Genomic DNA, 21,351 nt, shown 5'->3' with positions numbered 1-21,351 from the left:
CCCCGGCGGCACCGGGCCCTACGGCCTGCGGGAACCCTTGCCGGGTTCCCGCCGTTGGAGCAGGGCAGGACGGCTTTGTTGACCGTCTGCGGCGGCATCGGGTGACAATGCTGGGGTACCGTCCGAAGGTAAGTCTTTTCTTTTCAAGCTTTCAAGGTCGACAGGACACCGCACGCACTGGCATCCCGCACCGGGATGACCGTGCCTCACTGTGGCAGGAGGGACGGGGCGCACGCGCCCCGTATGGATGGACGTGAAGCGCTACTTCCGTGGGCCGGTCATGTGGATCGTGCTGGCCGTCCTCGCCGTGGTCGTGTTGATGCAGGTCGTCGGCTCGTCCGGCGGCTACAAGTCGGTGGACACCAGTCAAGTCATCCATGCGATCGACAAGAACCAGGTGAAGTCGGCCGAGCTGACGACGGGCGACGAGAACAAGATCAAGGTCGAGCTCAAAGACGGTGTGAAGGTCAAGGGCTCCGGCAAGATCCAGGCGAACTACATCGGCGACCAGGGCGTCGAGATCTCCAAGGATCTGCAGGCCAAGGCCGATGACGACGACCCGAAGACGCTGCCCGACGGGTACAACGTCTCGACGTCGAAGCAGAACCCGTTCATCGGTGTGCTGCTCTCGCTGCTGCCCTTCGTCCTGATCGTCGTGGTGTTCCTGTTCCTGATGAATCAGATGCAGGGCGGCGGCTCCCGGGTGATGAACTTCGGGAAGTCCAAGGCCAAGCTGATCACCAAGGACACCCCGAAGACCACCTTCGCCGACGTGGCGGGTGCGGACGAGGCCGTCGAGGAGCTCCACGAGATCAAGGAGTTCCTGCAGGAGCCTGCGAAGTTCCAGGCCGTCGGCGCCAAGATCCCCAAGGGTGTGCTGCTCTACGGCCCGCCCGGTACGGGCAAGACGCTGCTCGCGCGCGCCGTCGCCGGCGAGGCGGGCGTGCCGTTCTACTCGATCTCCGGCTCCGACTTCGTCGAGATGTTCGTCGGTGTGGGTGCCTCCCGGGTCCGTGACCTGTTCGAGCAGGCCAAGGCCAACGCCCCGGCCATCGTCTTCGTCGACGAGATCGACGCCGTCGGCCGGCACCGCGGCGCGGGCCTCGGCGGCGGTCACGACGAGCGCGAGCAGACGCTGAACCAGCTGCTCGTCGAGATGGACGGCTTCGACGTCAAGGGCGGCGTCATCCTGATCGCGGCCACCAACCGGCCCGACATCCTCGACCCGGCGCTGCTGCGCCCGGGCCGCTTCGACCGGCAGATCGCCGTCGACCGCCCGGACATGCAGGGCCGTCTGGAGATCCTCAAGGTCCACCAGAAGGGCAAGCCGGTCGCCCCGGACGTCGACCTCGCGGCCGTCGCCCGCCGTACCCCCGGCTTCACCGGTGCCGATCTGTCGAACGTGCTGAACGAGGCCGCCCTGCTGACGGCCCGCAGCGACCGGAAGCTGATCGACAACCACATGCTGGACGAGGCGATCGACCGCGTCGTGGCCGGCCCGCAGAAGCGGACCCGGATCATGTCGGACAAGGAGAAGAAGATCACCGCGTACCACGAGGGCGGTCACGCCCTGGTCGCGGCGGCCTCCCCGAACTCCGACCCGGTGCACAAGATCACCATCCTGTCCCGCGGCCGTGCGCTGGGCTACACCATGGTCCTGCCGGACGAGGACAAGTACTCGACCACGCGCAACGAGATGCTCGACCAGCTGGCCTACATGCTGGGCGGCCGCGCGGCCGAGGAACTGGTCTTCCACGACCCGACCACGGGTGCGGCCAACGACATCGAGAAGGCCACGGCCACGGCCCGCGCGATGGTCACCCAGTACGGCATGACCGAGCGCCTCGGCGCGATCAAGTTCGGCTCCGACAACTCCGAGCCCTTCCTGGGCCGTGAGATGTCGCACCAGCGCGACTACTCGGAAGAGGTCGCGGCGCTGGTCGACGAAGAGGTCAAGAAGCTGATCGAGACCGCGCACAACGAGGCCTGGGAGATCCTCGTCGAGAACCGCGACGTGCTCGACAACCTGGTTCTGGCCCTCCTGGAGAAGGAGACGCTGAACAAGGAGGAGATCGCCGAGATCTTCAAGCACGTGGTCAAGCGCCCGGCCCGCCCGGCCTGGACCGGCTCCTCCCGCCGGACCCCGTCCACCCGCCCGCCGGTGCTCTCCCCGAAGGAGCTCGCGCCGAGCAACGGCGGAGTGACCATGGAGAAGGTCGAGCTCCCGCAGGACGGCCCCGGCACCGAGGGCTGATCCGCCCGGCCCCCCCCGGGGCCCGGAATGGATGCCGCGTCACCCAGGTTTTAGCCTTGGGGGCGCGGCATCGCGCTTTTCTCCCGATCCGCACGCGTGCACACGTCGTCGCGCAGTAGAGAACCGAGAGAACGAGGCAACTCCATGACCGACCCGGTGACGCTGGACGCCGAGCACTCCGTCGGCGGATTCGACGAGAAGCGGGCCGAGAACGCCGTCCGAGAACTGCTGATCGCGGTCGGGGAGGATCCGGACCGCGAGGGGCTGCGCGAGACCCCGGCCCGGGTGGCACGCGCGTACAAGGAGATATTCGCCGGGCTGTGGCAGGAGCCGCAGGACGTGCTGACCACGACCTTCGACCTGGGCCACGACGAGCTGGTGCTGGTCCGCGACATCGAGGTCTACAGCACCTGCGAGCACCACCTGGTGCCGTTCCACGGAGTGGCGCACGTCGGGTACATCCCGGCGTCGAGCGGCAAGATCACGGGCCTGTCGAAGCTGGCCAGGCTGGTGGACGTCTACGCCCGCCGGCCCCAGGTGCAGGAGCGGCTGACGACGCAGATCGCCGACTCGCTGATGGAGATCCTCGAACCGCGCGGTGTCGTCGTCGTGGTCGAGTGCGAGCACATGTGCATGTCGATGCGGGGCATCCGGAAGCCCGGGGCCAAGACGCTCACGTCGGCGGTCCGGGGCCAGCTGCGCGACCCCGCGACGCGCGCCGAGGCGATGAGCCTCATCATGTCGCCGGCCCGCTGAGGGGGCGCCCCGTGAGGGGCGCCGCACCTGCGGTCGCCGCTAGGCGGAAAGCCGGCTGCCCATCCACTGCAGCGTCCCGGGAATTTCCCGGCGCCACGTGTTGAAGTTGTGGCCGCCGCTGGGAAGGATCATCGAGGAGACCCGGGTCGGCTTCTTGGCCGCCAGGCTGATGAACTTCATCGTGTCCTCGTAGTTGTGCTCGCCCTGCTTGCTGCTGGTCACCAGCAGCGAGACGGGCGGCAGCGGCTCGTTCTTCAGCCGCCAGAACAGGTCGTTCTCCTTCTCCAGCTTCTTGCTGCCGCCGAAGAGGTCACCGGTGGTCGGGTCCTGGAGGGCCTTGTAGTAGCCGGACAGCGCGGCCGCGGCACCGTAGGAGTCGGGGTGGCGCATGGCGAACTTCAGCGCGCAGTAGCCGCCGGTCGAGTCGCCGATCATGCCCCAGTTGGCGGCCTTGTCGCCGATCCGGTACTGCTGGGCCAGCGCCTTGCGCAGGTCCTTGGTGAAGAAGGTCTCGGTCTGGGGGCCGTTGGGTATGTCGATGCACTCCGTGTCCCGGGGCGGGGCGACGGTCGGCCGCATCATCACCAGGATGGTGGGCTGCATCTTCTTCTCTTTGGCCAGCTTCTGCGCGGTCTGCGGGTAGTGCAGGCCCTTGTAGAGCGCCTCCGCGGTGCCCGGGAAGCCGGTCAGCACGACCGAGGCGGGAAAGGTCCGGTGCGCGTACTGGGGCTGGAAGTACTCCGGCGGCAGGTAGACATAGGCCGGGCTGCTGATCTTGGACTCGGTGCCGCGGATGTTGACCTTCTCGACCTTGCCCGCGATGCGCGGCACGGTGCCGTGGCCCTTGATCTGCGCGACGCCGACGACCTGGACCGGCGTATGGCCGGCGCTGTGGTCCACGACCACGCCCTCGCCCTTCTCCAGGCCGAAGAGGTCGGCCCAGGAGGCGAAGAAGCCGAACGACTGGTTCGCCCACAGCCCGATGGCGGCGAACATGGTCAGCTGGGTGGCGAGCAACATGCCGACCCGGCCCAGGACGCCTCCGACGCTCTTCCGGCCCAGGCGGGGCCAGAGCCAGATGGTCAGAGCGAAGAGCAGTACTGCTGCCACGATGGCGAGCAGCAGAACCGCCATGCTGGTGAGACCCATGAGGTGCTTTCTGCCGTTTTCTGCCGAGCGACCCGGTCCCGGGTCGCGGAATGGTTACTTCTTTCCGGGCTTGGCCCCCGGCGGAACCTCAGCCCCGAAACCGTCGTCCTACAGGGCGCACATTGTCCGGGCACAGCCTCCACATGGCGCAGGCCCACTCGACATGGACGACGGGAAGAGATGTCTGTCAGGGTAGATGGCAAAAAGTCCGACGAGGTTCCTCAGGGACCCAAGTGGCTGTCGGGGCTTGCGCGTATCGCCAAGGGGCCTAGGCCGGAGAAGGTGCCCGCCGTCGTGGGCACCGTCGCGGCACTCGTCGGCCTGCTGAACATCGCGTCCGGCGTCGTCCCGCGTTTCCGTCTGAGCAGGGCGCACACCTTTGCCGAGGTGCTGCCCGGCACGGTGACCCAGCTGGCCGCGGCCGGCTCGATCATCGTGGGCATTCTGCTGTTGATGCTCGCCCACGGCCTCAAGCGCGCCAAGAAGCGTGCCTGGCAGGCGGCCGTACTGCTGCTGCCGCTGGGTGCGGCCGCACAGCTGATCTACCGCCACAACCGTCCGGGCGCCGTCCTCTCCATTCTGCTGTTCATCTACCTGCTGCGCCACAAGAAGTCCTTCGCAGCGCTGCCGGACCCGCGCAGCCGCTGGAAGTGGGTGGCCAACCTGATCCTCATGGGCGGCGTCAGCTTCGTCCTCGGCTGGATCATCGTCGGCGCGCACCCGGACCAGATGGTCGGCGACCCCTCGGTTCTGGAGCAGATCGAGCACGTCGTCTGGGGTCTCTTCGGCTTCGAGGGCTCGATCCGCTACACCGACCACGTCGACTACACCGTCGGCTACTCCCTCGGCGCCCTCGGCCTGGTGACCGTCGCCACCACCGCCTACCTGGCCTTCCGTCCCGAGTACCCGGCGGCCGTGCTGACCGACGCCGACGAGGACAAGCTGCGCGAGCTGCTGGACAAGCACGGCGCCCGCGACTCGCTCGGCCACTTCGCGCTGCGCCGTGACAAGAGCGTCGTCTTCTCCCCGAGCGGCAAGGCCGCCGTCTCCTACCGCGTCGTCTCCGGTGTGATGCTCGCCAGCGGCGACCCCATCGGCGACGTCGAGGCCTGGCCCGGCGCGATCGAGCAGTTCATGGAGCTGGCCAAGAAGCACTCCTGGACCCCGGCCGTCAACGGCTGCAGCGAGACCGGCGGCGAGGTCTGGACCCGCGAGACCGGCCTGGACGCCCTGGAGATGGGCGACGAGGCCATCGTCGACGTGGCCGACTTCAGCCTGAGCGGCCGCTCCATGCGCAACGTCCGCCAGATGGTCAAGCGCATCGAGCGCAACGGCTACACCACCAAGGTGCGCCGCGTCGGCGATCTCTCCGCCGAGGAGCTGGAGACCGTCCAGAAGGCCGCCAACGCCTGGCGCGACACCGAGGAGGAGCGCGGCTTCTCCATGGCGCTGGGCCGGATCGGTGACCCGAAGGACCTGGACGCCATCATCGCCACCGCCCACCGGGACCCGGAGGAGGGCGAGGAGGCCCCCTTCGGCGACCTCAAGGCCATGCAGCACTACGTGCCGTGGGGCAAGGACGGCTCCTCGCTGGAGCTCATGCGCCGTGACCGCAGCGCGGACCCGGGCATGAACGAGCTGCTGATCGTGGCGTTCCTGCAGGCCGCGCCCGAGCTGGGCATCAAGCGCATGTCGCTGAACTTCGCGTTCTTCCGCTCCGCTCTGGAGCGCGGCGGCAAGCTGGGCGCCGGCCCGGTCGTGCGCATCCAGCGCGCGGTGCTGCTGTTCCTCTCGCGCTGGTTCCAGATCGAGTCGCTGTACAAGTTCAACGAGAAGTTCCGCCCCCGCTGGGAGCCGCGCTTCATCGTCTTCCCCAACAGCCGCGACCTGCCCCGCATCGGCTTCGCGATGATGCAGGCCGAGGGCTTCCTGGAGCTGCCGAGGCTGCTGCGCCGCCGCCCGGCCGCGCCGAAGCCGTCCGGTCTGGAGACGCACGTCGGCGACCCGGCGGAGGTCACCCGCGCGGCGTGACGGCCGTGCGCACGACGCAGGACGAGGGCGCCTTCCCCGGCAGCGGGGGAGGCGCCCTCTCCGCATGTCCGGCCCGGGCCCGTACCGACCCGCCGGGCACGCCCTAGGCTGGGTGCATGAGTACGTTGCACGGCCGCAGCAGGCCGGTCGGACTGCCCGAGTGGGACCGTTGTGCGGTGATGGGCGTGGTCAACGTCACGCCCGACTCGTTCTCGGACGGCGGGCGCTGGTTCGACCCGGCGGCGGCCGTCAAGCGCGGCTTCGACCTGGTGGCGGGCGGCGCCGATCTGGTGGACGTGGGCGGCGAGTCGACCCGGCCGGGCGCGGTGCGGGTCGACGAGGCGGAGGAGCTGCGCCGGGTGGTCCCGGTGGTCCGCGAGCTGGCCGGGGAGGGCGTGGTGGTGTCGGTGGACACCATGCGCGCGAGCGTCGCGGAGGCGGCGGTCGAGGCCGGTGCGGTGCTGGTCAACGACGTGAGCGGCGGGCTCGCCGACCCGGCGATGGTGCCGGTGGTGGCGACGGCCGGGGTGCCCTTCGTGGTGATGCACTGGCGGGGCTTCAGCGAGGACATGAACTGCCGGGCGGTCTACGGGGACGTGGTCGGCGAGGTGCTCGCCGAGCTGCGGCAGCGGGTGGACGCGGTGGTCGCGGGCGGCATCGAGCCGGACCGGATCGTGGTGGACCCCGGGCTGGGCTTCGCCAAGAACGCCGAGCACGACCTGGCGCTCGTCGCCCACCTGGGCCGGCTCCGCGCGGAGCTGGGCCTGCCGATGCTGGTGGCCGCGTCCCGCAAGCGCTTCCTGGGCCGGGTGCTGGCCGGGGAGACGGGCGATCCGCCGCCCGCCCGGGAGCGGGACGCCGCGACCGCCGCGGTCTCGGCCCTCGCGGCCCGCGAGGGCGCCTGGGCGGTCCGGGTGCACGAGGCCGGGGCCAGCGCGGACGCCGTGCGGGTGGTACGGGCCGTGGAGGGAGCCGCGTGACCTCGGTCCCGACGGACAGCGAGCAGGTCGAGCGGGCCAACACCGCGCTCTACGAGGCGGTGGAGCGCGGCGACACGACGGCCATGGACCGGATGTGGCTGGACGACCCGGATGTCGAGGTGTCGTGCGTGCACCCGGGCTGGCCGGTGCTGCGCGGACGAAGCGAGGTGCTCCGGTCTTTCGCGCTGATCATGGCGAGCACCGAGTACATCCAGTTCTTCCTGACGGATGTCGAGGTGGCGGTGGCCGGCGACACGGCGCTGGTGACGTGCACCGAGAACATCCTCAGCGGCGGCCCGGCCGAGTCGGAGGGCGAGCTGGGGCCGTTGGTGGGCCAGCTGGTCGTGGCGACCAATGTGTTCCGGCGCAGCGGCGACGGGTGGCGGATCTGGTCCCACCACGGCTCGCCGGTCCTGGCGAGCGAGGACGAGGAGGAGCCGGAGGAGGGCGAGGGCCCGGGGCCGTCGGCAGCCTGACGCGGAACGGCCCGGGGGGCGTCCGGGGCATGTTCGAGGCATGTTCGGGGCGTCAGTGTGAGGGATATGTGATCACTCGTTCGAGCTGTATGGGGGCCGGGTAAGGGTGGATCACGGGGCCTCCGGGTAAGCGCGGCGGGAGTCGGCTAGCACCGCGCGCACTCCTTGTCCATAGCCCCCGTGGGCGAGCGCTGTCGGTGCTCGCAGGTAGATTCGAAGTGGGCGACCCGGCCCGAGGGGATGGGACGCACCCCGTCCCGACGACCAGCAGGAGTGATTCGTGTGGATCGTGTCGCGCTGCGCGGCTTGAAGGCTCGCGGCCACCACGGGGTCTTCCCCCGTGAACGCGAGGAGGGCCAGACCTTCATCGTGGACCTGGTGCTGAGCCTGGACACCCGGCCCGCCGCGGCCTCCGACGACCTCACGAAGACGGTCCACTACGGCATCGTGGCGGAGGAGGTCGCCGCGATCGTCGAGGGAGAGCCGGTCGACCTCATCGAGACGCTCGCCGAGCGGATCGCCCAGCAGTGCCTCAAGCACGAACCGGTGCGGGAGGTGGAGGTCGTCGTGCACAAGCCCGATGCCCCGATCACCGTGCCCTTCGACGATGTGACGGTCACGATCACCCGGAGCCGAGTATGAGCAGCAGCGACCCGACCGTGCAGCCGGTGCCCGCCTCCGTGGTGGAGCAGGTGGACGCCGCCGATGTCACGTTGAGCAACCCCAAGTGGGCCGTGATCTCCCTCGGCAGCAATCTGGGCAACCGCCTGGAGACCCTGCAGGGCGCGGTGGACGCCCTGGAGGACACCCCGGGCCTGCGGGTGAAGGCGGTGTCCCCGGTCTACGAGACGGAGCCCTGGGGCGTGACCCCGGGCTCGCAGCCGTCCTACTACAACGCGGTCGTCCTGGTGAAGACGACGCTCCCGCCGGATTCCCTGCTGGAGCGCGGCCACGCCATCGAGGAGGCCTTCGAGCGCGTGCGCGACGAGCGCTGGGGCCCGCGCACGATCGACGTCGACATCGTCACCTACCAGGACGTCGTCTCCGACGACCCCCGGCTGACACTGCCCCATCCGCGCGCGCACGAACGTGCCTTCGTGCTGGCGCCGTGGTACGACGTGGATCCGGAAGCTGTTGTCCCGGGCCGTGGCCGGGTGGCCGAACTGCTGGACGCGCTCGGCCGCGAGGGCGTCGAGCCGCGGGCCGACCTGGAACTCCGACTGCCCGACTGACCGTTGGGCGGGGTGGTTCATCCCATGCATGAGAACGAAGGACGACGAGGGGCGACGAACAGGTGAAGCAGCTGCGGATCGGGGTGCTGGCCGGCCTGTTCGTCGTGGCCGGGGTGGTCTCCTGGGGCGGCGCCCGGCTGTGGGACGCCTTCGGCACGCTGCCGAGCGTGCCGGTGGCGGCCCCGATCGTCCTCGCGGTCATCGCCGTGACCCTCGCGGCGACGGCCCTCTCGCTGCGCGCCCGGTTGCGGGCGCAGCGCGAGCGGCGCCCCGGCGCCAAGGGCGTCGACCCGCTGGTGGCCGCCCGCGCGGTCGTCTTCGGCCAGGCGAGCGCCCTGGTCGCGGCCCTGGTGGCCGGCATGTACGGCGGTGTGGGCGCCTTCCTCCTCATCGACGGCGTCCAGGCCCCGGCCCGCCGCGACCAGGCGATCTACGCCGGAGCCTCGGTCCTGGCGGGCGCGTGCGTGATAGCGGCGGCGTTCTTCATGGAACGTGTCTGCAAACTCCCGGAGGACGAGGACGAAGGCGGCAACGGGGGCGCGACCCAGGCGTAGCGCGCCCCTGAAAGGGGCGCGGGGAACTGCGCGATCAGCCACAGCCGGCCCGCACCCGGCCGACGAACCTACGACCCCGAAACGGTGGCAACCTCCACCTCGCTGCGCGCAGCGCCCACCGCATCGGCCCCGATCGACCGCCGCAGCGCCTCGTGCAGCCCGGCCGGCGTGAGCACCCCCAGGAAGTGATCGTCGGCGTCCCCGCCCAGCACGGCGATCCACCCGGCGTCGTGCTGCAGCATCGTGCTGAACGCCTGCTTGAGCGAGGCCCCCACCGGCAGCCACGCGTCCATGCGCCGCGCATGGTCCCGCACCGCCCCGCCCCCGGCGCTCCCGGCGCGCAGCGCCGCCGCGTCCACCCATCCGTGCAGGTGGTCCGCGTCGTCCAGGACCACCGCCCACCGCGCGCCCTCGCGCGCGAGCCGTTCCGCGGCCTCGGGGAGCCGGTCGTCCAGGTGCACCACGGGCGGCTGCTCCAGGTCGCCCGGCTCGATCACGGTGACGGAGAGCCGCTTGAGCCCGCGGTCCGCGCCGACGAAGTCGGCCACGTACGGCGTGGCCGGCGTGCCCAGCACCGCGGCCGGTGCGTCGAACTGTTCGATGCGCCCGTTCCCGTACACCGCGATGCGGTCGCCCAGCCGGACGGCCTCCTCGATGTCGTGGGTGACGAAGAGCACCGTCTTGCGCACCTGCGACTGCAGCCGCAGGAATTCGTTCTGCAGCCGTTCGCGCACCACGGGGTCGACGGCGCCGAAGGGCTCGTCCATCAGGAGGACGGGCGGGTCCGCCGCCAGGGCCCGGGCCACTCCGACGCGCTGGCGCTGGCCGCCGGAGAGCTGGTCGGGATAGCGGTCGCCGTAGACGGCCGGGTCGAGGCCGACCAGGTCGAGCAGCTCCGCCGCGCGGTCGCGGGCCTTCCTGCGCTGCCAGCCCAGCAGATGCGGCACGGTGGCCGTGTTCTCCAGCACCGTCTTGTGCGGGAAGAGGCCCACCTGCTGGATGACGTAGCCGATGCGGCGGCGCAGCTCGACGGGGTCGACGGCCGCGATGTCCTCGCCGTTCACCAGGATGCGGCCGCTGGTGGGCTCGATCAGCCGGTTGACCATCTTCATCGTGGTGGTCTTGCCGCACCCCGACGGCCCGACGAGCGTGACGAGCTCGCCCTCCGCCACCTCGAAGGACAAGTCGTCCACGGCGGTCGTGCCGTCGGCGAAGCGTTTGGTCACGTGCTCGAAGCGGATCATGACACCCCATTGTGGTCGAACAATGTTGCTGCCGGATGGCAGGAGGCCTCGCCGGAGGCGATTGTCGGTGCCTGGGGTTAGGGTCGCCAGTGACCGACGGTGAATGCCGAGGGGGAGGTGGGCGCACGCATGGCGGCGAACGGGAACTGCTTGATCAGCAACGACTGGATCTGCGGTGAGTACGTGCGGACGCGGGGGCAGGAGCTCACGGATGCCGTGCTGCAGCACATCGGCATCACGGTGGCATCGGTCGTGCTGGGGCTGCTGGTCGCCCTTCCGCTGGCCCTGCTGGCGCGCAGATGGCGCAGTGTGGCGGGCCCGGTCCTCGGGCTGACCACGGTGCTCTACACGGTGCCGTCGCTGGCGATGTTCTCGCTGCTGGTGCCGGTGTTCGGGCTGTCGGCGGCCGTCGTGGTGACGGGCCTGGTGCTGTATTCGCTGACGATCCTCGTGCGCAACATCCTGGCCGGCCTCGCCGCCGTCCCGGAGGAGGCCCGCGAGGCGGCGCGCGGCATGGGCTACGGGCCGGTCCGGCTGCTGTTCGGCGTCGAACTCCCGCTGGCCCTGCCCGCGTTGATGGCCGGTCTGCGGATCGCCACGGTCTCCACCGTCTCGCTCACCACGGTGGGCGCGATCATCGGTTACGGCGGCCTGGGGAATCTCATCTACGAAGGCATGCGCAGCTATTTCAAGGCACAGGTGCTCACGGCCTCGGTGCTGTGCGTGGTACTCGCCGTCGGGGCGGATGTCCTGTTGCTCCTGATACAGCGGCTGTTGACGCCGTGGACGCGCACGCGCAGGAGTGCGGGCCGCCGTGCAGGACGGCCCGCCGGCACCGAGGCGGTGGCGGCCTGATGGACGTCGTCTCCCGGACCTGGACCTGGCTGTCCACCGGCTCCCACTGGACGGGCGCGGAGGGCGTGTGGCACCGGCTCGGCCAGCACCTCTTCCTCACCGTCGCCTGCCTGTTGATCTCGTGTGCGGTCGCGCTGCCGGTGGCCGTGCTGCTCGGCCACCTCGGCCGCGGCGGGGCGTTGGCGGTGAACATCTCCAACGCGGGGCGCGCGGTGCCGACGTTCGCGGTGCTGGTGCTGTTGCTGCTCAGCCCGCTGGGTACGCACGGGTCCTGGCCCACCGTCATCGCGCTGGTCCTCTTCGCGATACCGCCGTTGCTCACCAACGCCTATGTGGGCATGCGCGAAGTCGACCGCGGCGTGGTGGAGGCCGCCCGCGGCATGGGTATGACGGGGCGTCAGATAGTGGCCCGGGTCGAACTGCCGCTGGCCTTCCCGTTCATCGTCACCGGCATCCGTTCCGCAGCCGTCCAGGTCGTGGCCACGACGACACTGGCCGCGCTGCCCGGGGGCGGCGGCCTCGGGCGCATCATCACCGCCGGTTTCCGGCTCACAGACACTGCACAGGTGGTGGCGGGCGCCCTGCTCGTGGCCGTGCTGGCCCTGCTGGTCGAGGGCGCCTTCGTCCTCGCGCAGCGAGGGCTGGACCCGCTGCGCCGGCGCCGCGGCCGCCCCGACGGAATGGAGTACGCATGACCAGGACCCCGCGCAGGGCGCGGACCGCCCGCGCCCTGCCGGCGGCGATATGCGCCGTGGCCCTGACGGCCGGGCTCGCCGCGTGCGGCGGCAACAGCCTGGAGAAGTCCGGCGAGGGCGGCGGCTCCGGCGGGGGTGCGGGCTCGCTGGTGATCGGATCGGCGTCGTTCACCGAGTCCAAGGTGCTCGCGGAGATATACGCGGGGCTGCTGAAGGACGCCGGATATTCGACTTCGATCAAGACCGTCGATGCGCGTGAGCTGTATGAACCGGCGCTGGAGAAGGGGCAGATCGATGTGGTCCCGGAGTATGCGGCGACGCTCACGGAATTCCTGAACAAGAAGCAGAACGGCAAGGACGCCCCCGCGGTCGCCTCCCCCGATGCCGATGCGACGGTGAAGGCCCTGCGGAAACTTGCCGAACCGCGCGGTCTCAAGGTGCTCGACCCGGGCCGGGCGGTCGATCAGAACGCCTTCGCCGTCACGGCCGAGTTCGCGGAAAAGCACCACCTCAAGACGCTTTCCGATCTTGGAAAGTCGGGGGAGGCGGTACACATCGCGGCCGGTGACGAATGCTCCCAGCGGCCCTTCTGCCGGCCGGGCCTGGAGAAGACCTATGGGATCAAGGTCACCGGCATCGACCCGCTGGAGGTCGGCAGCACCCAGGCCAAGCAGGCGGTCAGGGACGGCAAGGACCAGCTGCTGCTGACCACGACCACGGACGCCACGCTCGAACAGTTCGGCCTGGTGCTGCTCGCGGACGACAAGAAGCTCCAGAACTCCGACAACGTCCTGCCGGTGGTGAATAACCGGAAGGCGGGTTCGCAGAAGATCGAGGAAGCGCTGACCAAGCTCACCAGGGTGCTGACCACGGCCGATCTGACCGAACTCGACAAGAAGGTCGACGCCGAGCGGCTCAAGCCCGCGGAAGTCGCTGCGAAGTACCTCAAGGACAAGGGCCTGGTGGCCAAGTGACGGAGTAGGGGAGAAGTAAGATCAAGGGAAGAGTTTGGTGGTCGGGTCACACTCCTGTGGCGACGCACGGTAAGTTTCAGGCCATGCCACGAGGACGCCACCGCCATTCCGCACCCCTGCACCGGCTTCTTCCCGCATCGACGGTCGCCGCGACATCGGTCGCCTGCGCCGCCGGTGCCTGGTTGGTGGAGGAGACGCTCCTCATCCGCAGCCTGGCCGTCGCGGCGTCCGCCGCGGCGGTCGTCGGCGCCGTGCTGATGCGCCGTTGGGACCGTTCCGCGGGCAAGCGCGTCGCCCAGCTCACCGCCGCCCGGGCGCGCGACGAGTGGAAGACCGACGAGCGCATCGCCGAGCTGGAGACGGACCTGGAGGAAGCGGGCCTGGCCAAGGCCCGCGTCGAGGCCAAGCTCCGCGCCAAGCGTGCCGAGCTCGCCCGGCTCCGTACCGAGCACGCCGACCTGCTGCGCCGCTACGCCACCGCCGAGACCGGGCGGGCGAGCGCCCTGGAGGGGCGGCGCCTGCTCGCCCAGACGAAGACGGCGAAGGAACTGGAGTCCGCGGCCGCGGACCGCCCGGCGGACGGGGAGCCGCAGCCCGGCGCGGAGGCCTTCCGCAAGGCCGCCGACGCCCTCCGCGACCTGGAGCGCAACGCGGCACGCCAGCGGGAGGCCGCTGCCCGCGGCACGGAGCCGGGGACCGAGCCGGGGCCCGAGTCCGGGCCCGCGCCGAAGTCCGAGGCGCGGAAGCCCGAGGCGATGCCGAAGGCCGACGCGGCGTCCGAGGCCGAGGCCGAGCCTGAGGCCAAGCCCGAGGCCGAGGCGAAGCCCGAGCCCGAGGCCGGGACCAAGGCCCTGTCCCAGGGCGGTGCGAAGCCGGTGGCCGCGCCCTCTGCGGCGCTCGTCCCGCAGGCCCCCGCGCAGCGGCCCGCCTCCCGCGCCCGGGGCGGCTTCGACTTCTTCGGCACCGGCCGCGTCGGCCCGGCCGGCTCCTCGAAGCCCGTGGAGGAACAGGATCTGGCGGACGTCGTCGGCGAGGAGGCGCTCGCCGAGGCGGAGGCCGGGGCCGGGGCCGACGTGGACGGCAAGGTCATCGACCTGACCGCGCACGACGAGACCGAGCAGATCGACGTCGCCGAGCTGCGCAGCGCGATCTCGTAGCAGTCCGGGCGGAGGGCTCAGGGCCCCGGACCGGGGCCCTACTTGTCGATGTCGCCCACGACGAAGAACATCGAGCCCAGGATCGCGACCATGTCCGCGACCAGGGTCCCCGGAAGCAGCTCGATCAGCGCCTGGATGTTGTTGAACGACGCCGAGCGGAGCTTCAGCCGGTACGGGGTCTTCTCACCCTTGGAGACCAGGTAGTAGCCGTTCAGGCCGAGCGGGTTCTCCGTCCAGGCGTAGGTCGCGCCCTCGGGCGCCTTGAGCACCTTGGGCAGCCGCTGGTTGACCGGACCGGGCGGCAGCTCCGCCAGCCGCTCCAGGCAGGCCTCGGCCAGCTCCAGGGAGTTGTGCGTCTGCTCCAGCAGGCACTCGAAGCGGGCCAGGCAGTCGCCCTCCTCCCGGGTGACGACCTTCAGCACATCCGCCAGTTCGGCATAGGCCAGATACGGCTCGTCGCGGCGCAGGTCGAAGTCGACGCCGGAGGCACGGGCGATGGGCCCGCTGACCCCGTAGGCGTGCACCGCCTCCGGCGCGAGGACGCCCACGCCGCGCGTCCGGCCGCGGAAGATCTCGTTGCCGAGGACCAGCCGGTCGTAGACGTCCATCCGGGAGCGGACCTCGGCCACCGCGTGCCGGGCCCGGCCGAGCCAGCCCGCGGGCAGGTCCTCCTTGAGGCCGCCGACGCGGTTGAACATGTAGTGCATCCGGCCGCCGGAGACCTCCTCCATCACCGTCTGGAGCTCCTCGCGCTCGCGGAAGGCGTGGAAGACGGGGGTGATGCCGCCGAGCTCCAGCGGATACGAGCCCAGGAACATCAGGTGGTTGAGCACCCGGTTGAGCTCGGCCAGCAGCGTGCGCAGCCACACGGCGCGCTCGGGCACCTCCATGCCCAGCATCCGCTCCACGGCCAGCACCACGCCGAGCTCGTTGGAGAAGGCCGACAGCCAGTCGTGGCGGTTGGCGAGCATGATGATCTGCCGGTAGTCGCGGGCCTCGAACAGCTTCTCCGCACCCCGGTGCATATAGCCGATGACCGGCTCCGCGCTGCGGACCCGCTCCCCGTCGAGGACGAGGCGCAGCCGCAGCACGCCGTGGGTGGACGGGTGCTGAGGGCCGATGTTGAGCACCATGTCGGTGCTCTCCGCCGCGCCGCCGATGCCGACTGTCGTCTCCGTCATGGGGACAGTTTCTCAGCTGTCCCCGGCACCCGCGTCCAGCACGTCCGCGCAGGCCGGGCCCACCGGCTGGAGCAGCCAGCCGAAGCTGCCGAGGCCGCCGGGGGAGGTCAGCTCCGTCGCCTCGCCGGCCGCGCCGAGCGCCCGCACGTAGGCGGCCGGGTCGGAGGAGGCGAGCGTGAGCGGCGGACGGCTGCCGTCGACGCCGAGCAGCCGCAGGGCCTCGCGCTGACTGAGCACCGAAGCACCCGGGCCCGCGCAGGCGTCCAGTGCGACGTGCGCGGTGATGTCGCACGAGCCGTCGGGCACCGGCCGCACCTCGCGGCCCTCGCGGAAGCCGGCCAAGGTGCCGAACGGCGGCCGGGCGGCGCGCTCGTGGGCGTAGTCCACGGCGACGGCCAGCCCTGCCCGCAGCCCGCCCACGGCCCGGGCCCAGGCGGCGTCGCGGGGGCGGCCGATCTCGGCCCGGCTGCCGGGCGGTGCGCCCTCCAGCGGCCACCAGCGCTCCAGCCAGGCGGCGTCCTCCCCGGAGACCGGGTCGCCCAGCAGCTCCTCGCCGTCGGGCCGGACCAGGACCCGACGGGCCGTGCCCTCGCCGTCCGCCTCGGCGACGTCGAGCGGCACGTTGTCGAGCCACTCGTTGGCGAACAGCAGGCCCTCCGTTCCCTGCGGGGGCTCGTCCAACCAGGTGATGCGCGCGTCGATGCCGGGGGGCCGGTCCGCGAGCTCCACGGCGTACGGGCGCAGCCGGGCGGCCAGTTCGGGCGGGCACCGGTCGAGCACGCCCGAGACGAGTTCCCCGCGCCCGGCGCCCATGTCGGTGAACGCCAGCTCCGCCGGGTGCCCGAGCGCGGCGTCGACGCGGCGCAGCAGCTCCACGACCGCTCCCGTGAAGAGCGGGGAGGCGTGCACCGAGGTGCGGAAGTGACCGGCCGGTCCCTCGGGGCGGCGGTAGAAGCCGCCGGGGCCGTACAGCGCGGCCTCCGCCGCCTCCCGCCATGGCCGCCACGACGGGTCCGGCCTGGTCCTCTCGCTTCCCATAGGCACACCGTATGCGCGCACGGCGGTCCCGGTGCCTCCACCTTGGGGAGTAGAGGAGGAGTCGACGGATCGATCGTCCGGTTGACCCCGGCACGTACGCGACGTGCCTACGCTGGGTGACGTGCAGCGCCTCTACGACTTCCTCCGCAGACACCCCACGGGAGTGGACAGCTTCTGGGCTCTCCTGCTGCTGATGCTGAGCGCCCTGTCCATCGCGGACGGGAGCAGCAAGGGGCCGACTGCCGCCAAGATCGTCGCGGCGTTCGCGCTGTGCACGGTGATCGCCCTGCGGCGGCGGGCGCCGGAGAAGATGCTGCTGCTGGCAGCCGCGGTCGGCGTGGGCCAGGTGGTCACGGGCGCCTCGGCGGACGTCGCCGACTTCGCGATGCTCGTGATCGTCTACACCGTGGCGTCCGGCGGCACCCGCTGGGCTTCCCGGTTCGCCCTGATCGCGGGCCTGCTGGCGCCCTCGATCGCCACCCTGCGCTGGCCGGAGCCGCACCAGTCGGTGCCCGCCCAGGTGATAGGGACGGTCTTCGTCACCGTGCCCTTCCTGCTGGCCTGGGTGCTGGGCGACTCCATGCGGACCCGGCGCGCCTACTGGGCCCAGCTGGAGGAACGTGCCGAGCGGCTGGAGAAGGAGCGCGAGCAGCAGTCGCGGATGGCCGTGACCGCCGAGCGCGCCCGCATCGCCCGCGAACTGCACGACGTCGTCGCGCACAACGTGTCCGTGATGGTGGTGCAGGCGGACGGCGCCGCCTACGTCCTGGACTCCTCGCCCGAACAGGCCAAGCAGGCGCTGGAGACGATCTCCGGTACCGGACGCCAGGCGCTGACGGAGATGCGCCGGCTGCTGGGCGTGCTGCGCACCGAGGAGGGCTCGGGGGAGGGCGGCGAGTACGTTCCGCAGCCCGATGTCGAGCAGATCGGCGACCTGGTCGAACAGGTGCGGGGCGCCGGGCTGCCGGTGGAGTTCAAGGTCGAGGGCGCGCCGCGTCCGCTGCCCAGCGGCGTGGAACTGACGGCCTACCGGATCGTGCAGGAAGCACTCACCAACACCCGCAAGCACGGCGGACCGGACGTCGGGGCCAGCGTGCAGCTGACCTACTTCGACGACGGGCTGGGCCTGCTCGTCGAGGACGACGGCCGGGGCGCACAGCACGAGCTCTACGAATCCGGGGGCGCGGACGGCATGGGGCACGGCCTGATCGGCATGCGCGAGCGGGTCGGCATGGTCGGCGGCACCCTGGACGCGGGGCCGCGGCCCGGCGGCGGCTTCCGGATCAGCGTCCTGCTGCCGATCAAACCCGGCGGCCGCTGAGGCCCCCGCGGCCCCGCCGATGTGAACCCAACCGAACCGAACGGCAACCGAACCGAACGGCAGAGAAAAGGAATCCCGCATGTCGATCCGCGTGATGCTCGTCGACGACCAGGTGCTGCTGCGCACCGGCTTCCGCATGGTGCTGGCGGCCCAGCCCGACATGGAGGTCGTCGCCGAGGCCGGGGACGGCGTGGAGGCGCTCGAGGCGCTGGCCGGCACGGCCGTGGACGTCGTCCTGATGGACGTCCGGATGCCGCGGCTGGACGGGGTCGAGGCGACCCGCCGCATCTGCGCCCAGGAGAACCCGCCCAAGGTGCTCATCCTCACCACCTTCGATCTCGACGAATACGCCTTCTCCGCCCTCAAGGCCGGCGCGAGCGGCTTCATGCTCAAGGACGTGCCGCCGGGCGAACTGCTGGGCGCCATCCGATCCGTGCACAGCGGCGACGCCGTGGTCGCCCCGAGCACCACCCGCCGGCTGCTGGACCGCTTCACGCCCATGCTGCCGAGCACCGCCAACGAGCCGACCAGTGCCGAGTTCGGCCGGCTGACCGACCGCGAGCGCGAGGTGATGCTGCTGGTGGCCCAGGGGCTCTCCAACGGCGAGATCGCGGCGCGGCTGGTGCTGTCCGAGGCCACCGTGAAGACCCACGTGGGCCGCATCCTCACCAAGCTGGGGCTGCGGGACCGGGTACAGGTCGTGGTGATGGCCTACGAGAGCGGTCTCGTACGGGCCGGGGGCGGCGGGCTGCAGTAGCGGTCAGCGCAGCACCCCCTCCAGGAAGTCGCTGCCCAGCCGGGCCACCACGGTCAGGTCCAGCTGGTGCAGCACATAGCGGCCGCGGCGCCGGGTGGTGATCAGCCCGGCCTTCTTCAGCACGGCCACGTGCCGCGAGACCTCCGGCGCGGTGATGCCGTTCGCGGCCGCCAGCTCGCTCGTGGTGTAGGCGCCACGGGCCAGGTAGCGGCACATCCGCATCCGCATCGGGTTCGCCAGGGCCTCCAGGCGCAGTTTGAGCAGGTCCAGTGCGGCGGGGCCGGGCAGCTCGGGTGCGGCCACCGGATAGTGGATCACCGGGCGCCAGCCGGGCGCGTGCAGCACCCACAGGTGGGGCCAGCCGAAGGAGGACGGGACGAACGTGACGCCCGGGCCGACGGCCGGGTCGAGTGCCGTGGTGCGGCCGGTGCTGATCTTGTCGACGCTTATCCGGCTCCCGTCGGCGTCCAGAGTCGCCGCTGCCGAGACCTCGGCCAGTGCCTCGGCCAGGCCCCTGTGACGCAGCACCTCCGCCTTGTGCCGGGCGTCGGCGGCCAGTTGGACCCGCACCCGCTGCCAGACGGCGTCGAAGAACGCCTCCGCGCAGTCCTCGAACAGGCGGCGGATCCAGGCTCGTACCGTGGGCGGGTCCTCCAGCAGCCGTTGGGCGAACGCGAGTTGCCGGGGGCCCCGCGCCGTGGCCCGCTCCAGGGCTTCTGCGCGGGCCCCTGCGTCGGAGAGCGGCGACGGGCCGCCCTGGGCGTACCGGTGGGAGCAGGAGATCTCCAGGGCGGCGTTGACGTACACGTCGTCGTCGAGCCGGTCCAGGATGTCCAGGTCCTCGGCGAGGGTGGCGCCCGGCCTGCCGTGCGTGCCGGGAAGCGCTGCGAACGGCATGGAGATGTCCGAGAAGGTCGAGTTCCACAGGAACTCCGCCTCGCACAACCGGTCCGCGAGGTCCGGCTTGAGGGAGGCGTTCGTCGCGGTCGTCCAGCCGTGCAGCCCGGGGTGGTGCCCGGGCTCGGCCAGGGCATGCAGCGCGGTGCACAGCTCGGCCAGCGGCGACGGGCTGAACACCAAGCGCTCGGGCGGCAGCCCGGCGATGTCGATCGTCACGCTCATGCGCTCATCGTGCCTCTCTTTCCGCAGGTCGGGCCGTCGATTGACGGTCCTTGTCAATCCAGGTGCGGCAGATTCCCGGGCACCGCACGGTGGAGTGCATGAACGCGATCCAGCAGCACATGCTCGACCTCCACCGCGCCGCCCGCCACCAGCAGCCCGCCCCGCCCGCCCCCGGCACCGGCGAGGCGCAGGCCCTCCGCGAGATCCGCACCTGGTGGCGCTTCCGGGCCGTCGTCGACGAGCGCGCCGCCGCCCGCAGCGCGCGGTGGTCCGCCCTCCTCGGTCTGCTGCGGCCGGGCCGGCGCTCCGACACTGCCACCGCTCCCGTCGGCCGCCCGTCAGCCGCGCAGGCCAGCCGCCCGCTCCAGCACGGCTCCGACCGCGTCCCGGACGTCTGCGGGCGTCCAGCCCAGTGCTGACGCACCGACCGTGACCTCGGTGAACGACATGCCGGGCACCGGTGCCGCGGACCAGCGGTTGAACACCCAGGTGCCGGTCTCCTCCGCGAACCGCACCCCGGCCTCCTCCAGCAACCCGGCCGGATACGGCAGCCACACCTGGAACTGGTGGGTGTGCGGCACCTCCGGATGCACCCGGAACCAGGGCACCCCGGCGGCGCGGAAGGCCTCCTCCAGGGCCCGGGCCACGACCTTCGCATGCGCCACGTACGACGGCAGCCGCGGCAGCTCGCGGTCCAGTCCGGCCAGCGCGGCGAGCGCCGCGGGCCACTGCTGGAACAGCTGCCCGCCGTACCGGTGCCGCCAGGCGGCGGCTTCCTCGATCAGCGACGCCGGACCCGCGAGCGCGGCCCCCGATATGCCTCCGAGCGACTTGTAGAAGGACACATACACCGAGTCGGCCAGGCCCGCCAGCTCCGGCAGCCCGACCCCGAAGTGCTCCGTGCACTCCCACAGTCGCGCCCCGTCGAAGTGGACCACCGCGTCCCGCTCGCGGGCCGCCTCCACGACCTCGCAGAGCTCCTCCCACGTCGGCAGCAGAAAACCGGGATCGCGCAGCGGCAGCTCCAGCGCGAGCGTCCCGAAGGGCTCCTCCAGCTCGCGCACCTCCGCCGCCGTGGGCGGCCGGGGCTCCTGCGTCGTGTGCACCGCGCGCAACCCGCTGAGCTGCGCATACGCTCTCCGCTCATGCATCTCCAGATGGGACAGGGGATGCATGGCCACCGCATTGCCGCCCGTGCGCCCCGCCCAGCAGCGCAGGGCCACCTGCTGGGCCATCGTCCCCGTGGGGAAGAACGCGGCCGCTTCCGCGCCCAGCAGCTCCGCGACCCGCCGCTCCAGCTCGGCGACCACCCCGTCCCCGTAGACGTCCGGCCATCGGGCCAGGTCGTAGGCGTCCGCCGCCTCCGCCGCCAGCCGCGTGAGGCGCTCGCCGAGCCGCTCCTTGAACGGGCTCGCCGAGAGCATCCGCTCCGCGCCGTGCAGCGCCGCCAGCCTGCGGGCGCGGTCCACCCCTGTGTGTTCCCCGTTGTCCGTCATGGGCCGATCATCGCGCACCGGCCCGGGGCCCGGCCGGAGTTGTCCACAGGGCAGCCCCATTCATCGGACAGTCGTACGG

21 protein-coding genes are annotated in these 21,351 nt (G+C 71.4%); 15 read left to right on the top strand and 6 right to left on the bottom strand.

Annotated features, from left to right (window positions below):
• Positions 1 to 247: 247 nt before the first annotated feature.
• Both ftsH and folE read left to right on the top strand, forming a co-directional pair.
• The gene (gene ftsH / locus HG542_RS21095) at positions 248 to 2,254 is read left to right on the top strand and encodes an ATP-dependent zinc metalloprotease FtsH (protein ID WP_171083876.1); all 2,007 of its coding nucleotides are present in this window, start codon (positions 248 to 250) and stop codon (positions 2,252 to 2,254) included.
• Between the two features lie 144 nt (positions 2,255 to 2,398).
• Positions 2,399 to 3,010 (top strand): GTP cyclohydrolase I FolE, encoded by a 612-nt coding sequence (gene folE / locus HG542_RS21090; protein ID WP_171083744.1) that lies wholly within the window; start codon positions 2,399 to 2,401, stop codon positions 3,008 to 3,010.
• 39 nt (positions 3,011 to 3,049) lie between these two features.
• Here folE and HG542_RS21085 read toward each other — a convergent pair whose 3' ends face one another.
• Positions 3,050 to 4,159 carry an alpha/beta hydrolase gene (locus HG542_RS21085; RefSeq protein WP_171083742.1) on the bottom strand — a complete coding sequence of 370 codons (1,110 nt, stop codon included), beginning with the start codon at positions 4,157 to 4,159 and terminating at the stop codon, positions 3,050 to 3,052.
• Positions 4,160 to 4,339: 180 nt separating this feature from the next.
• Between HG542_RS21085 and HG542_RS21080 the strand changes: the two genes are divergently transcribed.
• The 6 genes from HG542_RS21080 (at position 4,340) to HG542_RS21055 (ending at position 9,432) form a co-directional block, all read left to right on the top strand.
• The gene (locus tag HG542_RS21080) at positions 4,340 to 6,190 is read left to right on the top strand and encodes a phosphatidylglycerol lysyltransferase domain-containing protein (RefSeq protein ID WP_171083740.1); all 1,851 of its coding nucleotides are present in this window, start codon (positions 4,340 to 4,342) and stop codon (positions 6,188 to 6,190) included.
• Positions 6,191 to 6,306: 116 nt separating this feature from the next.
• Positions 6,307 to 7,170, top strand: a complete 864-nt coding sequence (folP, locus tag HG542_RS21075; protein WP_171083738.1) for a dihydropteroate synthase — start codon at positions 6,307 to 6,309, stop codon at positions 7,168 to 7,170.
• A complete protein-coding gene (locus HG542_RS21070) occupies positions 7,167 to 7,646 on the top strand; it encodes a nuclear transport factor 2 family protein (protein WP_171083736.1) in 480 nt (159 codons plus the stop codon). Before folP ends, HG542_RS21070 begins: the two co-directional genes overlap by 4 nt.
• 282 nt (positions 7,647 to 7,928) lie before the next feature.
• A complete protein-coding gene (folB, locus tag HG542_RS21065) occupies positions 7,929 to 8,288 on the top strand; it encodes a dihydroneopterin aldolase (protein ID WP_227723075.1) in 360 nt (119 codons plus the stop codon).
• A complete protein-coding gene (gene folK, locus HG542_RS21060) occupies positions 8,285 to 8,878 on the top strand; it encodes a 2-amino-4-hydroxy-6-hydroxymethyldihydropteridine diphosphokinase (RefSeq protein WP_171083733.1) in 594 nt (197 codons plus the stop codon). Before folB ends, folK begins: the two co-directional genes overlap by 4 nt.
• 62 nt (positions 8,879 to 8,940) lie before the next feature.
• The gene (locus tag HG542_RS21055) at positions 8,941 to 9,432 is read left to right on the top strand and encodes a DUF3180 domain-containing protein (RefSeq protein WP_171083732.1); all 492 of its coding nucleotides are present in this window, start codon (positions 8,941 to 8,943) and stop codon (positions 9,430 to 9,432) included.
• A 68-nt stretch (positions 9,433 to 9,500) separates the two neighbouring features.
• On the opposite strand, the gene HG542_RS21050 is transcribed toward HG542_RS21055, so the two are convergent.
• Positions 9,501 to 10,676 (bottom strand): ABC transporter ATP-binding protein, encoded by a 1,176-nt coding sequence (locus HG542_RS21050; RefSeq protein ID WP_171083731.1) that lies wholly within the window; start codon positions 10,674 to 10,676, stop codon positions 9,501 to 9,503.
• A gap of 129 nt (positions 10,677 to 10,805) precedes the next feature.
• On the opposite strand from HG542_RS21050, the gene HG542_RS21045 reads away from it, so the two are divergent.
• From HG542_RS21045 to HG542_RS21030, 4 genes are all read left to right on the top strand, one after another.
• Positions 10,806 to 11,531 carry an ABC transporter permease gene (locus HG542_RS21045; RefSeq protein ID WP_171083730.1) on the top strand — a complete coding sequence of 242 codons (726 nt, stop codon included), beginning with the start codon at positions 10,806 to 10,808 and terminating at the stop codon, positions 11,529 to 11,531.
• Complete coding sequence (locus HG542_RS21040) at positions 11,531 to 12,226, top strand: ABC transporter permease (RefSeq protein ID WP_171083729.1); 696 nt, start codon at positions 11,531 to 11,533, stop codon at positions 12,224 to 12,226. Before HG542_RS21045 ends, HG542_RS21040 begins: the two co-directional genes overlap by 1 nt.
• Positions 12,223 to 13,200, top strand: coding sequence for an ABC transporter substrate-binding protein (locus tag HG542_RS21035; protein WP_171083727.1), 978 nt, complete (start codon positions 12,223 to 12,225; stop codon positions 13,198 to 13,200). Before HG542_RS21040 ends, HG542_RS21035 begins: the two co-directional genes overlap by 4 nt.
• 83 nt (positions 13,201 to 13,283) lie before the next feature.
• Positions 13,284 to 14,357: a hypothetical protein gene (locus tag HG542_RS21030; RefSeq protein WP_171083726.1), complete on the top strand. Its 1,074-nt coding sequence runs from the start codon at positions 13,284 to 13,286 to the stop codon at positions 14,355 to 14,357.
• A 38-nt stretch (positions 14,358 to 14,395) separates the two neighbouring features.
• Here HG542_RS21030 and HG542_RS21025 read toward each other — a convergent pair whose 3' ends face one another.
• Positions 14,396 to 15,538: an NADH-quinone oxidoreductase subunit D gene (locus tag HG542_RS21025; RefSeq protein WP_171083724.1), complete on the bottom strand. Its 1,143-nt coding sequence runs from the start codon at positions 15,536 to 15,538 to the stop codon at positions 14,396 to 14,398.
• Positions 15,539 to 15,550: 12 nt separating this feature from the next.
• Positions 15,551 to 16,576: an SAM-dependent methyltransferase gene (locus HG542_RS21020; RefSeq protein ID WP_171083718.1), complete on the bottom strand. Its 1,026-nt coding sequence runs from the start codon at positions 16,574 to 16,576 to the stop codon at positions 15,551 to 15,553.
• A gap of 121 nt (positions 16,577 to 16,697) precedes the next feature.
• Here HG542_RS21020 and HG542_RS21015 point away from each other — a divergent pair, with 121 nt between their 5' ends.
• Positions 16,698 to 17,897, top strand: a complete 1,200-nt coding sequence (locus HG542_RS21015; protein ID WP_171083874.1) for a sensor histidine kinase — start codon at positions 16,698 to 16,700, stop codon at positions 17,895 to 17,897.
• Between the two features lie 79 nt (positions 17,898 to 17,976).
• Complete coding sequence (locus HG542_RS21010) at positions 17,977 to 18,654, top strand: response regulator transcription factor (protein WP_171083716.1); 678 nt, start codon at positions 17,977 to 17,979, stop codon at positions 18,652 to 18,654.
• 3 nt (positions 18,655 to 18,657) lie between these two features.
• Here HG542_RS21010 and HG542_RS21005 read toward each other — a convergent pair whose 3' ends face one another.
• On the bottom strand, positions 18,658 to 19,776 hold the full coding sequence (locus HG542_RS21005) for a DUF5937 family protein (RefSeq protein ID WP_171083714.1): 1,119 nt from the start codon (positions 19,774 to 19,776) through the stop codon (positions 18,658 to 18,660).
• 98 nt (positions 19,777 to 19,874) lie between these two features.
• On the opposite strand from HG542_RS21005, the gene HG542_RS21000 reads away from it, so the two are divergent.
• Entirely contained in the window at positions 19,875 to 20,195 is a 321-nt protein-coding gene (locus HG542_RS21000; protein ID WP_171083712.1) for a hypothetical protein, read from the top strand.
• On the opposite strand, the gene HG542_RS20995 is transcribed toward HG542_RS21000, so the two are convergent.
• Positions 20,115 to 21,272: a threonine aldolase family protein gene (locus HG542_RS20995; RefSeq protein WP_171083710.1), complete on the bottom strand. Its 1,158-nt coding sequence runs from the start codon at positions 21,270 to 21,272 to the stop codon at positions 20,115 to 20,117. The two genes, HG542_RS21000 and HG542_RS20995, sit on opposite strands and share 81 nt — an antisense overlap.
• Positions 21,273 to 21,351: the final 79 nt, after the last annotated feature.

Origin of the sequence: Streptomyces morookaense, from assembly GCF_013030945.1 — a bacterium.
Classification (GTDB): Bacteria; Actinomycetota; Actinomycetes; order Streptomycetales; family Streptomycetaceae; genus Streptomyces; species Streptomyces morookaensis.
This window is presented reverse-complemented; position numbering and strand designations above follow the sequence as displayed.

What these genes read in the sequence shown, in the direction of transcription:
- ftsH (WP_171083876.1), top strand. Translation starts at nt 248, where the DNA reads ATGGACGTGAAGCGCTACTTCCGTGGGCCGGTCATGTGGATCGTGCTG.
- folE (WP_171083744.1), top strand. Translation starts at nt 2,399, where the DNA reads ATGACCGACCCGGTGACGCTGGACGCCGAGCACTCCGTCGGCGGATTC.
- HG542_RS21085 (WP_171083742.1), bottom strand. Translation starts at nt 4,159, where the DNA reads ATGGGTCTCACCAGCATGGCGGTTCTGCTGCTCGCCATCGTGGCAGCA.
- HG542_RS21080 (WP_171083740.1), top strand. Translation starts at nt 4,340, where the DNA reads ATGTCTGTCAGGGTAGATGGCAAAAAGTCCGACGAGGTTCCTCAGGGA.
- folP (WP_171083738.1), top strand. Translation starts at nt 6,307, where the DNA reads ATGAGTACGTTGCACGGCCGCAGCAGGCCGGTCGGACTGCCCGAGTGG.
- folK (WP_171083733.1), top strand. Translation starts at nt 8,285, where the DNA reads ATGAGCAGCAGCGACCCGACCGTGCAGCCGGTGCCCGCCTCCGTGGTG.
- HG542_RS21050 (WP_171083731.1), bottom strand. Translation starts at nt 10,676, where the DNA reads ATGATCCGCTTCGAGCACGTGACCAAACGCTTCGCCGACGGCACGACC.
- HG542_RS21045 (WP_171083730.1), top strand. Translation starts at nt 10,806, where the DNA reads ATGGCGGCGAACGGGAACTGCTTGATCAGCAACGACTGGATCTGCGGT.
- HG542_RS21040 (WP_171083729.1), top strand. Translation starts at nt 11,531, where the DNA reads ATGGACGTCGTCTCCCGGACCTGGACCTGGCTGTCCACCGGCTCCCAC.
- HG542_RS21035 (WP_171083727.1), top strand. Translation starts at nt 12,223, where the DNA reads ATGACCAGGACCCCGCGCAGGGCGCGGACCGCCCGCGCCCTGCCGGCG.
- HG542_RS21030 (WP_171083726.1), top strand. Translation starts at nt 13,284, where the DNA reads ATGCCACGAGGACGCCACCGCCATTCCGCACCCCTGCACCGGCTTCTT.
- HG542_RS21025 (WP_171083724.1), bottom strand. Translation starts at nt 15,538, where the DNA reads ATGACGGAGACGACAGTCGGCATCGGCGGCGCGGCGGAGAGCACCGAC.
- HG542_RS21020 (WP_171083718.1), bottom strand. Translation starts at nt 16,576, where the DNA reads ATGGGAAGCGAGAGGACCAGGCCGGACCCGTCGTGGCGGCCATGGCGG.
- HG542_RS21010 (WP_171083716.1), top strand. Translation starts at nt 17,977, where the DNA reads ATGTCGATCCGCGTGATGCTCGTCGACGACCAGGTGCTGCTGCGCACC.
- HG542_RS21005 (WP_171083714.1), bottom strand. Translation starts at nt 19,776, where the DNA reads ATGAGCGTGACGATCGACATCGCCGGGCTGCCGCCCGAGCGCTTGGTG.
- HG542_RS21000 (WP_171083712.1), top strand. Translation starts at nt 19,875, where the DNA reads ATGAACGCGATCCAGCAGCACATGCTCGACCTCCACCGCGCCGCCCGC.
- HG542_RS20995 (WP_171083710.1), bottom strand. Translation starts at nt 21,272, where the DNA reads ATGACGGACAACGGGGAACACACAGGGGTGGACCGCGCCCGCAGGCTG.